Raw genomic sequence first — 12,495 nt, 5'->3', positions numbered from 1 at the left:
TATGAAAAGAATCCTCCAAATATTTTTGGCGCACTGCGCGAAACGCGTGATTTACCGCTACAAGCCGTTTATTGTCGGCATCACAGGATCGTACGGGAAAACTTCCCTGCGTCTCGCGATAGCAACCGTGTTAAAACAAGCGGGATACAATGTAGCGACGCCGCGAGAAAATTATAACAATGAATTTGGGTTTCCGTTTGGGATTTTGGATAAAAAGAGTCCGGGTCGTTCAGCCACAGGGTGGCTTGAACTTACTCTTGAAGCGCTTGGGATGGCCTACGGCAAGACACGGGCCTATCCAAAATATCTTGTACTGGAGTACGGAGCGGATCACCACGGTGACGTGGCAAGATTGTGTGCGATCGCGCGGCCGCATGCCGCTATCATGACGGGTGTAAGCGCTGTACACGCGGAATTTTTTGGGACGCTTGAGGATGTCGCACGTGAAAAATCAACGCTTGCCAAGATGGTTATTCCTGGCGGTGCCGTATTTGTGAATGCTGACGACGCAATGAGAGATCAGTTGGTAGGCGGTGCGAACGCTCCCATTGAACGATACGGATGCGATGTCTCTGCCGATGTACAAGTGCGAGAGGAGAACCTCACGGTGAAACCCGACGGACAGTTTCTTCCAGGGGAAACATTTGCAACGTTTGCGCTTACGATCACATCAAAGACGCAGACGTATTTTGTGGAGCTCAAAAATATTATTGGCCGCCCCGCAAGCTCGATGGTAGCGGGCGCCATTGCTGTGTGCGAACGTCTGGGCCTTTCGCCGGAGCAGATTTTAAGGGGACTGGAGGCCCTTGAACCTACAGCTGGTCGTTTGCGGCTTCTGCCGGGTATTCGCGGGGCGCTCATCATTGACGACACATATAATGCGGCGCCGGCGGCGATGCAGGCCGCGCTCGAGACGCTCCCGCTCTTCACGATGGTGGGGGAAGCGCGACGGATAGCCGTGCTTGGCCACATGGCAGAGCTGGGGCAGTACCATGCACAAGAGCATGAGAGGATTGGCAAGATGGTGGTGGAGTTGGGAATTGACCTGCTTGTGACGGCAGGCGAGAAGGCGCGCGATATTGCGCGGGCAGCCTTGTCCGCGGGGATGGCGCGCGAGCATGTTTATGAATTTGAATCGCCGGAAGAAGCAGGGAAGTGGCTTGATGACAACATACGCGCCGGAGACGTGGTGCTGGTAAAGGGATCGCAGAGTGCCAGGATGGAGAAGGTGGTAAAAGAAATCATGGCCGAGCCGCTACACGCGAATGAACTCCTTGTACGCCAGTACGGAGGGTGGGTGAGCTTGTGAGATGTTTAAAATCGAAATCCCGCCATGGGCGGGAGAAGAAGGAACACGTTGTGGTTCTAGAAGAGGGGGAGAGGTCCGGCGAACCGGACGAACTTGAGCACGAATTTCGTGTCCTCGCGCAGGATGCTCACGTGCACGCTGTGGCGGGTGCGGTCGACTGCCCCGGGGTCGAGGGGGACGCGCGCACACATCCCGAGGCTCCTGCCCGTGATGGGGAGACACTCGAGAACCCGCTGGAGGATGCTGTTGACATCCTCTCGCGTGTCGCCGACGAGATGATGGAACTGGGTGGGATCCACGACAATCGGGACCCCATACTCTCCTGCAGGAAGCGTCATCACGGAGATCTCTCCTGTGTTGCGTGAGAAATCGCGGCCGTTGTATACGGCGTTGCAATGGTAAAGCAAATATTCAGTTTCCTCAAGGGCCAACCTGTGGTCGTGTGGAAGCAGGTTTGTACTGATTGCGGGACACTTTCATTTTATGCCCGCGCTTGCACGCGCTGTGTCTTACTATGTGTCCGATCGGACACATAACACTGCAACTCTGCAATGTAGACGCGGATCCATCTGTCTACTCCTGCAAGGTGGATGAGTCGCGTAAGAGGTTGGGCAGCGTCGAACGGCGAGATCCAAACACTTAATTGGTACTGAATAAATCCGGAAGCTCTCAAGAAGTTTCTCCACTGGCGACGGATAGCACGACATTGTTCTGGTATATCAAACACGACGAGACAGTCCTTTCCATCGGGAAGCGTGTTTGCGGACAGAACTTGGAGACGGGTGTACTCAAAGAACCCTTCTTGTGTAAACGCCGCTTCAAATTTTCCAGCTCGTTCCCGTAGTTGGAGTAATTTTCTCTGACGAAGCAATCGAATAGCTTCCGTCTTCTGTCTTTTTGGAATATCGTGACGCATGCGTTCCACATCGAACTCGTAATACCACAGGAGCTTTCGTCCTCGAAAAGTTTGTGCATAGCTAAAGCCGTAGACGAAATTACCAAAGGTTTGAAGAACCTTTGCGACACTTGAATCCTGTCGTAGATGTCTTGCAGTTTTTTTCTCCATAGTGTCATCTTAGCCCAACGCGGAAGGCTGAACTAAGTGTCCGATCGGACACTTAGTTCAGCTGGCAAAGATTTACAATTTGCACAACTTGCGCACATCATAACACATGTATCTCGGCAAAGTTTGCACCACGCTGCTGTGGAGGTGCTAATGAAAAGTCTAAATCAGAATAGGAGATTATGAGACATAAACAGTTAGGGCTAGCGAGACGGTCTGAACTATCAGGGATTATCAATTAAACGTCTTAGGATCTCCTAGTATCACGGGCACCCCTCGAACCGATTCAAAAGTATGAGAGATTATGAGGTGGGTGACAACGAAACTAACGAGTATAACGATCTTTTGTTTTTGTTATCGGTGTACTAAAATCAATCGCACTATGCCGAAAGTGATATTGTCAGTCGCTCAACAATTATCGAAACTCTCCGATCTTCAAAAACAGGCAAAAGCAGGACTTGAGTCTAGTGACGTTATCCGTCAACTTGGAGGGTTGACTGTCTATGCCTGTCTGACTGATTTTTACACTATCCAAGCAGCTAGATTAATTGAGCAGATTCTACTGAAAAATCAGGTTAGAAACGGCGCGGCTCCAACTTTTGAGCCACACGAGGATTCTTATTTTTACGACAATAGAATCGACACACGTAAAATCGTAAAAGGGATCGAACAGCTTCTACCATTAAGTTATCCTGACAAAGAAGCCGATGATGACCTTGAAGGAATTAATAAAGTCGCTCGAGAGTACATGAAACGAACGAAAAACTTTTTAAACCACAGAAATGAGATCGTACATCGCCTTTGTAGTCCTAAGACTATGCCCGAAAATATCCCAGAGCTCATTCGGAAAACAGAGCAAACATTTCTCGACATGATGACAAGTCACGCCGGCTTTTTTAAGCTGGCCGGTCCGTTTCGATTCGGTCCGAAGGAAATGGACTCCTTCTACGGTACAGGTAAATATTCCACTGATACTAAAACCGCATTCTAACCCGTAGCGACGGGATCAAAAAGCCACCAGCAATGCTGGTGGCTTTTTTGGTGACCCCACCGGGAACTCACTTCGTCGCTCCGCTCCTCTCCAGAGGGGCTTCCGCCCCTCTGGTTGTCCCCCTCGACAAGCTCGGGGTTCTGTCACCCCCAACATGTAAGGGGAGTGCCTCCCCTTACCATCCTCTCGTTCGATTCCCGTCGTAGGCCCTTTCACCAACAAAAACGTCCACCTTGCGGTGAACATTTTGTTGGTGACCCTACCGGGAACTCACATCGTCGCTCCGCTCCTCTCCATAGGGGCTTCCGCCCCTCTGGTTGTCCCCCTCGACAGGCTCGGGGTTCTGTCACCCCCAACATGTAAGGGGAGTGCCTCCCCTTACCATCCTCTCGTTCGATTCCCGTCGTGGGCCCTTTCACCAACAAAAACGTCCACCTTGCGGTGAACATTTTTGTTGGTGACCCTACCGGGAATCGAACCCGGATTTCCAGGATGAGAACCTAGCGTCCTAACCATTAGACGATGGGGCCGTGTTTGCCTAGTTTATCCTTCAGTTGTTTTCTGATCAATCCCGATTTTTTTATTTGAATCTCACGTTCTTCGCCGGATAACCATTAGACGATGGGGCCGTTTGAGCGCGAAAAATCTACCACGTTTTCTTAAGAGCGTCCATCGATTGCCGTGAATACAAAATCGTGCTAGGGTTCCTGGCCGGGTGTCTAAACTCTGCTCGGCATCAATCTTACGGGAGAAGACCATGTCCGCAAGCGGTCGAGAGCATCTTCCGAGCTACGAAGAGATCGTCGATGACCTGGAGTTCATGTGCACCGTGCGCCTTATCGGTGCCCTGCTCTTCTTCTGTCTGGCATACGGTATTTTGCTCTTCAGCGTCGTCTTCATCTGGGAGGGCTCTGGCGACAACTTTACGGCAGACAAGTGGGGAGCACTGGGCCTTGCGGCGGTCGTTTCAGCCCTCTTCTTTTGCATGATGGTGCACTCCATGCGCGACTGCGCGACTCAGCTCACCTATATTGGGAAGTACGAGCGCGAAATCCGCCACCTTCTGAAGCATCCGAAGGCAAAGGAGGAAGCAAGCTTTTACGACGACTACCTACACATCGCAGGCGGCAACAAGTGGCGGGCACTCCTGGGGTTCCGCGCCCGTCTGCATGCCGCGGACTACGGAGACATGTCTTACTTCAAAGACTGCGATCTCCCACGTATGACCGATCCAGGTTGACCCACATCAGTTCCTTTCCTCAAGAGGCCCAGCGCCTCTTTTCCTTTTTCATAAAAAACTATCCCATGCTCAGCGGTCACTGTGGTATTATCTTTCCTAATAATCACTATCTATGGAATTTTCTGAGATCCAACGGCTTGTAAAGGCGAATGCCGAGCGCTATGCAAAAAAACACGGTATTACGTTTACGCGCGAGATTCTCCTTCTCAAACTCATGGAAGAGGTGGGAGAATTCGCCGAGGCGTTATCGGTGTGCGACGAGCAGTGTCGTTCCGAGAAAAAACTCCCGCCCGTGGAGGCTCGTGAACAGCTTGAATCTGAACTTGCCGATCTTTGCAATATCGTACTCCTGTTAGCGGAGCATCTCGACGTTAATCTACTGGAGGCGCTAGAGAAAAAGACGTTGGTGAAAGGTCGTCAATACTTAGCTACGTCACTGGCGTCTGATCTTCATTAATTCTGACTCACTGATTGACGCGCAGCGATTTTTCGTGCATACTCGGCGCGGTCCTTTAACTGGGAGGTTCCAGTGATGCAGATTGTTGATGCCCCCATCCCCACCACGCTTTACGTGGCAGGTATTCCCGTAACAGTCCTCGACGAGTTCCGGCCCGAGCGTGTGAAGAAGTTTCGTCACTACCGGTTGGGCATTCAACCGCTTCCGTGGGGTACTGCGCTTGTGGCGCGCATGCCACGTCGCGCCGACCCCATCTTCCTGTCACGTCTCGCAGCGGAGTACGCGGTTCTCGAAGACCTTGTGCACCCGGCCCTCCCGCACGTGTTTGCGGAAGTGGACGATGGGCATAGCCTGCGCGGCTTCGTGACGGAGGAGCTTGTTTTCCCCTCTAGCGGCCGCTGGGAGCGCCTGTACGACGGTGGCCTCACTCTCGAGACCTTCCTCGTCCACGCGGAGGAGCTCTGCGAGGGCCTGGCGTGGCTTCACGCGCGTGGCCGCACGCACGGCGATGTCACCCTCGGCAATACGGCGTTCCGTCCCGGCCACGAGGAGGGCGACTGGACGGCGGTTCTCGCCGACCTTGAGTGGAGCGGACGCTTGAACGAGCCGGCGCACAGTCTTTCTACAGGCAACTACGTCTTCACTCCGGCCTACGCATCCCTCGAACAGATCCACGGTCTCCCCATCACGCCGGCGGCAGAGGTGGCGGCACTTGCTGTCACGCTCCTGTCCGTGCTCACTGGTGTGGAAGGATATGCGGCGCGGTCGGTGAAAAAGTCGATCGAGAATGCCGGGCAGCCGTGCTTGCCGCGAGAGATGTGGAATCGTCTCCACGCGCTTCCGATTCCCGCCGACCTCAAAGTGCTCCTCTGCCGGGCGCGGTACCCCGACGTCACACGGCGTCCTAAGGATGCCCTGGAGTTCCTGCACCTTCTCGAGCGCATTCGCGCGCTCTGTCCCATGGACGAACTAGCGCGACCGATTCCCATCCCGCTCTAGTTCCTGCGCATCTTCTCCGACCCCGACGTTTCGGGGTTTTCTCTTTTTATTATTCTCGCGTATAATCTTTTTGACAGGAGGATATGCAACCCGCAGACATTTTTTTTGAAATCGGTGCGATCATCGTTCTTGCGACGTTTTTGAGTTTTGCCGCCTCAGCTCTCCGCCAACCTCTTATTCTTGCATATCTTCTAACCGGCGTTGTCGCGGGGGGGAGCCTTCTCAATTTAACGCGGTCGTCGGAAATCTTCGGTGTCCTCTCGCAAGTCGGCGTGGCGTTCCTCCTCTTCACGGTCGGATTGGGCCTTAACTGGCGCGGCATGCGTCAAATTGGTCGCGCGGTTCTTCTTGTTGGTATTGGACAGATTACTCTTGCAACGCTTGCCGGATTTTTTCTGGGACGCGTGCTCGGTTTTGAAACGATCTCTGCCCTCATCGTTGGTCTTGGCTTTGCTCTCTCAAGCACGATCATTATTGTAAAAATTCTTGCGGATAAAGATGAACTAGACACCCTTCATGGTCGTCTCACCGTTGGGGTTCTCCTTGTGCAGGATCTTGTCGCAATGGTGGCGTTACTTGCGCTTGCGGCACTTGGAACGGATCGTACTTTTGGAGACATACTTGCTATCGCCTTCACAAAGGGCTTCCTTGCCGTAGTGGTTCTCGCTGCCTTTGGTGTTTGGCTCTTGCCGCCCATTGTGCGATACGCCGCGCGGTCGCAGGAACTTCTTCTCCTGTTTGCTATTGGGTGGTGTTTCGCCGCTGCAAGCGCGCTTCAGCTCGCGGGTTTTAGTATGGGGATTGGCGCGCTTCTTGCCGGTATCGCACTCTCTGGTACCGCTTTCCAAAGGGAAATTCTTGCGCGCGTGCGCAATCTCCGTGACTTCTTTCTCATCATTTTCTTCATTGTTCTTGGCACAAACCTCGACCTTAGTGCCATGCCTGGCATCCTCCCTTACATCCTCGCTTTTTCTCTTCTTGTTTTGATTCTTAACCCTGTCGTGGTCCTTCTTCTTACGCGCATACTTGGTTTCCACCCGCGCACCGGATGGCTTACAGGGTCCACACTCGCGCAGGTGAGTGAATTCTCTTTCATTCTTGTTGGTCTTGCGGCGGCACAGGGTCTTGTGGAGTCGTCTCTTCTCTCTCTTACCGCTGCCGTTGGGTTTCTGACGATTACCATTTCGAGTTATCTCATAAAATATAGCGATCTTCTCTACCGTTTTGTTCGCCCGGCTACGCGATTCCTTGAGCCGCACGCCAAACTCCGGCATGAAGTAGCGCAAAACACACCGGAGATTTTTCTCTTTGGATGCCACCGGACAGGGGAGACGATTCTCCCCGCCGTGCAGGCACTCAAAAAATCCTTCACGGTTGTGGATTTCCACCCAGAAGCGGTGGAGCGCTTGCGGGAGCGCGGGATTCACGCTCTCTATGGTGATGTGGGCGACGAGGATTTACTAGAGGACATTCGGGCGCATAAGGCGCGTCTGATTATTTCGACGGTGCAGGACATGGGGGATACGACAACGATTCTTGAGTATCTCGCCGCACGAAAATTTAAAGGAAATGTTATTGTCACGGTGAAGTATCCCGCCCAAGCGGAGGTTGCCTACGCCGCAGGAGCGGACTACGTCATCGTTCCCACGGTCTTAGGCGGGCAAAAATTTGCCGAGCTTCTTTCACGGGCAAAGCTTTCCACGGCACACTGGCGACGCTTGATCCCTCCCCCCGCGAAAGGAGGGGTTGACAGCAAGCCGACCCTCGTTTAAGCTCACCCCTCGCATTTCCCCTTGGGAGGCTGCGATGGACCATCAGGCGAAGGTCTACGAACTTTTCACGACGGACAGACAACCGGGTGAAGATCACCCGAGCCGGCGAGGGCAACCTCGCCGCGTCATCGTGGCCGGCACAGCCGATGTGCGTGACTACCGGTTTCTGACCGGAGTGCGCGTGCTCTCGATTGTGCAGACACGGATGGGAAATCTCGTCCGTGTGCGGCTCGCCAAGAGCGCGACGGCTAGAGAGGTCGTGGCGCTCGAGCGCCATGTGAGATTCCTTCTCGGCACTACCGGGGGGACAGATGTTGCCATGGGCACGCACGCAGAGATCGAGCTGCCTGATGTCGTCGCCATCACCACGAGCGTGTTCATGCGGATGCAGGTCGGTGACCCGCCATTCGCGCGGGCCTTCCACCATCCGCGCGTCCCCACAGGGATGCTGCGCTTGCAAGCGCCGGAGCCGCATGCGCACCTTTCGCGGCCCGTGGCCCTTTCTTCTCTGCGCTAGAGCGATTCTGGCGCAATACCGGGGACATCTCTCCCCGGTTTCGATTTTTTAGATTATACTGTCCGCATATGAGATTTTTGGAACGGCTTTTTGCGCGCAAAGAACAACCGAAATCAAAACCGGAAGACGAACCGATTTTTGAGGAAGTCGAGGAACCGAAAGCCGAAGACGAAGGGCTTGTTTTTGAAGAAGTAGATGACGAAGTGGCAAAACTCCGCAAGGAAAGAGACGCCCTCCAGGCGGAAGTGCGCCAGGCGCGTATCGCCGTGCGCAATCCGACTCTTCATGGCATGGATACAAAGGAACGAGCTACAGAGGTCTTGCGTTTTAAAGAAATGAAGTTGGCAGAAAAAGAATACGCGTTGACGAAAGCCGTATCCCCGCTTCGGGAGCGCCGCGTCGGAGAAGAAGTCCCTGTGTGGGACAAAGCGGCGGGGAGCTGGAACCTGAAGGACTGGAAGGTGCTGCGCTTTGACGCGCCGCGCCGAACCTATGTGCTTTACAATCAAGCGGCTGTAGACCGTGGGGAATCGTTAAAACAACGTGATGTGCATGCGGCGGATGCTTCTACATGGGAGACTCCCGATGGGCGGAATGCCTATGCTAAATGGCAGGAAGCGGAAAGAGGGTGGGATACATTTGGGGGGGAACGTGAGGAGATTGCCCGGCGCGAAGCCTTGAAACTTGCGGAAGAGTTGATTCCCGGACCCCACGGAGCGGACTCCGCCGCGCTTATTGATCATGTGCGAGCAAAGAGAGATTTTGAGAACCGCCGGCCTGCTTGACAGGGAGGCTTAGCACTCGTAATATATGAGTGCTAAATTATGATTTCACGGCAAGAAACCATTTTGAAGCTGGTGGTTGAAGAGTATATCCGCTCGGCAGAGCCCGTGGCCTCTCTTCATATTGTGTCGCAGTTTGATCTCGACGTTTCTCCCGCGACGGTTCGCAATGACATGTGTGTACTTGAAGAAGCCGGCTACCTCACGCAACCGCACACATCTGCAGGGCGTGTTCCCACAGAGTTGGGGTACCGCTATTATTTGGCGAACTTTCTTCATCTGGCTCCGGTTGCTTCTGCGCGGCGCCGTTTGGAGTCGGTGATGGCGGAGTCAAGCAGCACAGAGAATACTCTCCGACGCGTGGCACGTACGCTCGGCGACCTTTCCGGAGAGACGGCAGTTATGGCGACGGAACAGGGGGGAAGCTATTATGCCGGCATGGCGAACTTGTTTGGTAAACCAGATTTTTCTGACGCGCAGATACTTGCAGAACTTGCGCGCGTATTCGATGAGATGGAGGGAATTCTTCATGCGCTTTTCGGGACCATCACGGACGAGCCGATCGTTTTGATTGGCACAAAGAATCCTTTTGGCTCCTCGTTTTCCTCTGTCTTTATCCGTTACCGCGCGAGTCCCCAGATGTCAGGTATTATCGGACTCATCGGCCCCATGCGCATGGACTACAACCGTAACGTTGGGCTCGTCCAGCTGGCCCACGAACTCCTGAATCAGCCATCTCCTTCTTATGAACGATAATCCTTTACCAAACGAATCCCTTTCCCCCGAGAAGATGGCAGAGGAGTATCTTGCGGGGTGGAAACGCGCTCTTGCCGATTACGATAATCTGAAAAAAGATTTGAAGCGGGAGCGTGAGGAAGCACGCGTTTTCCTGCTTGAAGAACTAACACACGACCTCTTGCGCGTCTTAGACCATTTCGATCAGGCTCTTGCGCACACGCCACCGTTTGATTCTTGTGCCGAAGATGTCCAGAAAAAACTTCGAGCATGGAAGGACGGTCTCGTCCACATCCACACAGCGTTCGAAGAGGCCATCAAACGCTGGGGACTTGAAAGCATCGCCCCCGCGCCGGGCGACCCCTTTAATCCGGAGGTTCACGAACCCGTGGACGGCGAAGGGGGATCTGTCGCAAACCTTCAGTCACGCGGGTGGAAGTTGAACGGAAAAGTTCTTCGACCGGCAAAAGTAACTCTTACATAAATTTTATGGCAAAAATTCTCGGCATCGATCTTGGGACAACAAATTCGGCCATGGCTATCATGGAAGGTGGCCAGCCGAAGATCTTAGAAAACAAAGAAGGTCATCGCACGACGCCCTCGATTATCGCTATTGCGAAAAGCGGCGAACGAATTGTCGGTATTTCTGCAAAACGCCAGGCGGTAACGAATCCGAAAAATACTTTGTACTCTATCAAACGCCTCATGGGACGCCGGCATGATGATACAGAGGTTGTGCATGATAAAAAGATCATGCCCTATGAAATTTTGGAACGCGGGGAAGGGGTCGCGGTAAAGATGGAAGGAAAGGAATACACTCCCGAAGAAATTTCTGCGATGGTGCTTGGGAAGTTGAAAGCAGATGCCGAGGAACGGCTAGGAGAAAAGGTTTCCGAGGCGGTGATTACGGTACCGGCGTATTTTGACGACGCCCAGCGCCAAGCGACAAAAGTTGCGGGCGAAATCGCGGGGCTCAAAGTGTTGCGCATCATCAACGAGCCCACGGCCGCCGCTCTTGCGTATGGGTTCGACAAGAAGAAGGGACAGAAAGTGTGTGTGTATGATCTCGGTGGCGGAACGTTCGATGTATCGGTTCTGGAGGTTTCCGAGGACACCGTGGAAGTGAAGTCGACAAACGGCGACACGCATTTAGGCGGTGACGATTTTGATCGCCGCGTGATTGATTGGATTATTAAAGAGTTTCAATCGCAGGAAGGAGTGGATTTGGGCCGTGACCCCCTTGCGCTTCAACGCATCAAGGATGCGGCCGAGCGTGCGAAAATTGAACTTTCCACGACGCAAGAGACCGAAATCAACCAGCCGTTTATTACGTCGGGTGCGGATGGTCCCAAGCACCTTGTGTTAAAACTCACGCGCGCGAAACTTGAAGAGCTTGTGCGAGACTTGGCGGAAAACACACTTGGGCCGGTCAAGAAGGCGCTCGAGGATGCGAAGATGGGCACGGGCGACATTGAGGAAGTGATTATGGTGGGGGGGATGACGCGTATGCCGCTTGTCTTGAAGCTTGTAGAAGAATTCTTCGGGAAGAAACCCAACATCAGTGTAAATCCGGACGAGGTCGTGGCGCTTGGCGCAGCGGTGCAAGCGGGAGTTCTGCAGGGCGAAGTGAAGGATGTCCTTCTGCTTGATGTGACCCCTCTCTCGTTTGGCATCGAAACGCTTGGGGGCGTCATGACCAAGTTGATCGAGCGCAACACAACAATTCCTACATCCAAGTCACAAGTGTTCTCAACAGCCGCTGATAATCAGACGTCGGTGGAGATTCATGTGCTGCAGGGGGAGCGAGAGATGGCGGAGGGGAATAAAAGCCTGGGACGGTTCATTTTGTCGGGGATCCCGACGGCTCCCCGCGGTGTGCCGCAGGTGGAGGTGTCGTTTGATATTGACGCAAACGGCATTCTGAAAGTTTCCGCGAAGGATAAAGCGACAGGGAAAAGCCAAGAGATTACCATTCAGGCATCGACGGGGTTGAGCAAAGAGGAAGTGGAGCGTATGAAGCGTGATGCCGAGGCGCATGCGGCGGATGATCACAAACGCAAGGAACTTGTGGAGGTGCGGAATCTTGCGGACACGATGATCTATACGGTAGAAAAGATGCTGAAGGACGCTGGGGACAGAGTTACGGCAGAACAGAAAAAAGAGTTGGAAGAAAAGATCGAGGCGGTGAAAAAAGCAAAAGAGGGAGATGATGCGCCGGCGATTCGCAAAGCGGCCGATGAACTCGCAACGCAATCCCAGGCCGTCGGCGCAAAGCTCTATGAAAATGTGCCAAAGGGAGAAGAGGCGAAAAGCGGGGAGACAGGGGAAGCGGACAATGTGAAGGACGCAGAATTCAAAGAGAAAAAAGAGGAGTAAGGTTATGTCTATCGAGATGGCGCTCCTTGCGAGAGCGGAGATAGCATCTGGTTGTGCGCGTACGTTTACGTACCCTCCGCCGGATACCTGCGGCAATACCGTACAGATGCTAGAATTCGTAGCGGAAACACACCTTATTTCGTGGATAGTGATCGGCGCGTTTTTCCTCTTACTGTTTTTCGTGTCGACAATGGTATTTGGTGGACATCACAGCGGACACTAGATCACCGAGGGACCCTGCGCCCATGACGGCA

General features: G+C 53.5%; 13 protein-coding genes and 1 tRNA gene. 11 read left to right on the top strand and 3 right to left on the bottom strand.

The genetic code is table 11. The features are described 5' to 3' along the window. Nucleotide 1 precedes the first annotated feature (1 nt). Entirely contained in the window at nucleotides 2-1,309 is a 1,308-nt protein-coding gene (locus HYW18_03490; protein MBI2485182.1) for a UDP-N-acetylmuramoyl-tripeptide--D-alanyl-D-alanine ligase, read from the top strand. Between the two features lie 56 nt (nucleotides 1,310-1,365). Here HYW18_03490 and HYW18_03485 read toward each other — a convergent pair whose 3' ends face one another. Both HYW18_03485 and cas2 read right to left on the bottom strand, forming a co-directional pair. Further along, a complete protein-coding gene (locus tag HYW18_03485; protein MBI2485181.1) occupies nucleotides 1,366-1,716 on the bottom strand; it encodes a hypothetical protein in 351 nt (116 codons plus the stop codon). Between the two features lie 74 nt (nucleotides 1,717-1,790). Continuing rightward, on the bottom strand, nucleotides 1,791-2,375 hold the full coding sequence (gene cas2, locus HYW18_03480; protein ID MBI2485180.1) for a CRISPR-associated endonuclease Cas2: 585 nt from the start codon (nucleotides 2,373-2,375) through the stop codon (nucleotides 1,791-1,793). A 379-nt stretch (nucleotides 2,376-2,754) separates the two neighbouring features. Here cas2 and HYW18_03475 point away from each other — a divergent pair, with 379 nt between their 5' ends. Beyond that, nucleotides 2,755-3,363, top strand: coding sequence for a hypothetical protein (locus HYW18_03475; GenBank protein ID MBI2485179.1), 609 nt, complete (start codon nucleotides 2,755-2,757; stop codon nucleotides 3,361-3,363). Nucleotides 3,364-3,818: 455 nt separating this feature from the next. Here the strand turns inward: HYW18_03475 and HYW18_03470 are convergent. After that, a tRNA-Glu gene (locus HYW18_03470) sits at nucleotides 3,819-3,893 on the bottom strand. Between the two features lie 227 nt (nucleotides 3,894-4,120). On the opposite strand from HYW18_03470, the gene HYW18_03465 reads away from it, so the two are divergent. The 9 genes from HYW18_03465 to dnaK all read left to right on the top strand — a co-directional run bounded on the left by HYW18_03465 (nucleotide 4,121) and on the right by dnaK (nucleotide 12,241). After that, entirely contained in the window at nucleotides 4,121-4,603 is a 483-nt protein-coding gene (locus tag HYW18_03465; GenBank protein MBI2485178.1) for a hypothetical protein, read from the top strand. Between the two features lie 112 nt (nucleotides 4,604-4,715). Then, entirely contained in the window at nucleotides 4,716-5,060 is a 345-nt protein-coding gene (locus HYW18_03460) for a hypothetical protein (GenBank protein MBI2485177.1), read from the top strand. A 75-nt stretch (nucleotides 5,061-5,135) separates the two neighbouring features. Next, on the top strand, nucleotides 5,136-6,059 hold the full coding sequence (locus tag HYW18_03455; GenBank protein MBI2485176.1) for a hypothetical protein: 924 nt from the start codon (nucleotides 5,136-5,138) through the stop codon (nucleotides 6,057-6,059). Nucleotides 6,060-6,142: 83 nt separating this feature from the next. Then, nucleotides 6,143-7,831: a cation:proton antiporter gene (locus HYW18_03450; protein ID MBI2485175.1), complete on the top strand. Its 1,689-nt coding sequence runs from the start codon at nucleotides 6,143-6,145 to the stop codon at nucleotides 7,829-7,831. A gap of 34 nt (nucleotides 7,832-7,865) precedes the next feature. Next, entirely contained in the window at nucleotides 7,866-8,348 is a 483-nt protein-coding gene (locus HYW18_03445) for a hypothetical protein (GenBank protein MBI2485174.1), read from the top strand. A gap of 68 nt (nucleotides 8,349-8,416) precedes the next feature. Further along, nucleotides 8,417-9,133: a hypothetical protein gene (locus tag HYW18_03440; protein MBI2485173.1), complete on the top strand. Its 717-nt coding sequence runs from the start codon at nucleotides 8,417-8,419 to the stop codon at nucleotides 9,131-9,133. Between the two features lie 39 nt (nucleotides 9,134-9,172). Further along, entirely contained in the window at nucleotides 9,173-9,886 is a 714-nt protein-coding gene (locus HYW18_03435; protein MBI2485172.1) for a DeoR family transcriptional regulator, read from the top strand. After that, nucleotides 9,876-10,349, top strand: coding sequence for a nucleotide exchange factor GrpE (locus tag HYW18_03430; GenBank protein MBI2485171.1), 474 nt, complete (start codon nucleotides 9,876-9,878; stop codon nucleotides 10,347-10,349). Before HYW18_03435 ends, HYW18_03430 begins: the two co-directional genes overlap by 11 nt. Nucleotides 10,350-10,354: 5 nt before the next feature. Next, nucleotides 10,355-12,241 (top strand): molecular chaperone DnaK, encoded by a 1,887-nt coding sequence (gene dnaK, locus HYW18_03425; protein ID MBI2485170.1) that lies wholly within the window; start codon nucleotides 10,355-10,357, stop codon nucleotides 12,239-12,241. Nucleotides 12,242-12,495 lie beyond the last annotated feature (254 nt).

It is taken from the genome of Candidatus Uhrbacteria bacterium, assembly GCA_016187485.1.
Classification (GTDB): domain Bacteria; phylum Patescibacteriota; class Patescibacteriia; order UBA9934; family UBA10169; genus JACPJO01.
The sequence above is the reverse complement of the archived record's forward strand: the minus strand, read 5'-3'. Positions and strand labels throughout refer to the sequence as shown.

Excerpts from the sequence above, each read along its gene's own strand:
- HYW18_03490 (MBI2485182.1), top strand. The coding sequence starts at position 2 with ATGAAAAGAATCCTCCAAATATTTTTGGCGCACTGCGCGAAACGCGTG.
- cas2 (MBI2485180.1), bottom strand. The coding sequence starts at position 2,375 with ATGGAGAAAAAAACTGCAAGACATCTACGACAGGATTCAAGTGTCGCA.
- HYW18_03475 (MBI2485179.1), top strand. The coding sequence starts at position 2,755 with ATGCCGAAAGTGATATTGTCAGTCGCTCAACAATTATCGAAACTCTCC.
- HYW18_03465 (MBI2485178.1), top strand. The coding sequence starts at position 4,121 with ATGTCCGCAAGCGGTCGAGAGCATCTTCCGAGCTACGAAGAGATCGTC.
- HYW18_03460 (MBI2485177.1), top strand. The coding sequence starts at position 4,716 with ATGGAATTTTCTGAGATCCAACGGCTTGTAAAGGCGAATGCCGAGCGC.
- HYW18_03455 (MBI2485176.1), top strand. The coding sequence starts at position 5,136 with ATGCAGATTGTTGATGCCCCCATCCCCACCACGCTTTACGTGGCAGGT.
- HYW18_03450 (MBI2485175.1), top strand. The coding sequence starts at position 6,143 with ATGCAACCCGCAGACATTTTTTTTGAAATCGGTGCGATCATCGTTCTT.
- HYW18_03445 (MBI2485174.1), top strand. The coding sequence starts at position 7,866 with ATGGACCATCAGGCGAAGGTCTACGAACTTTTCACGACGGACAGACAA.
- HYW18_03440 (MBI2485173.1), top strand. The coding sequence starts at position 8,417 with ATGAGATTTTTGGAACGGCTTTTTGCGCGCAAAGAACAACCGAAATCA.
- HYW18_03435 (MBI2485172.1), top strand. The coding sequence starts at position 9,173 with ATGATTTCACGGCAAGAAACCATTTTGAAGCTGGTGGTTGAAGAGTAT.
- HYW18_03430 (MBI2485171.1), top strand. The coding sequence starts at position 9,876 with ATGAACGATAATCCTTTACCAAACGAATCCCTTTCCCCCGAGAAGATG.
- dnaK (MBI2485170.1), top strand. The coding sequence starts at position 10,355 with ATGGCAAAAATTCTCGGCATCGATCTTGGGACAACAAATTCGGCCATG.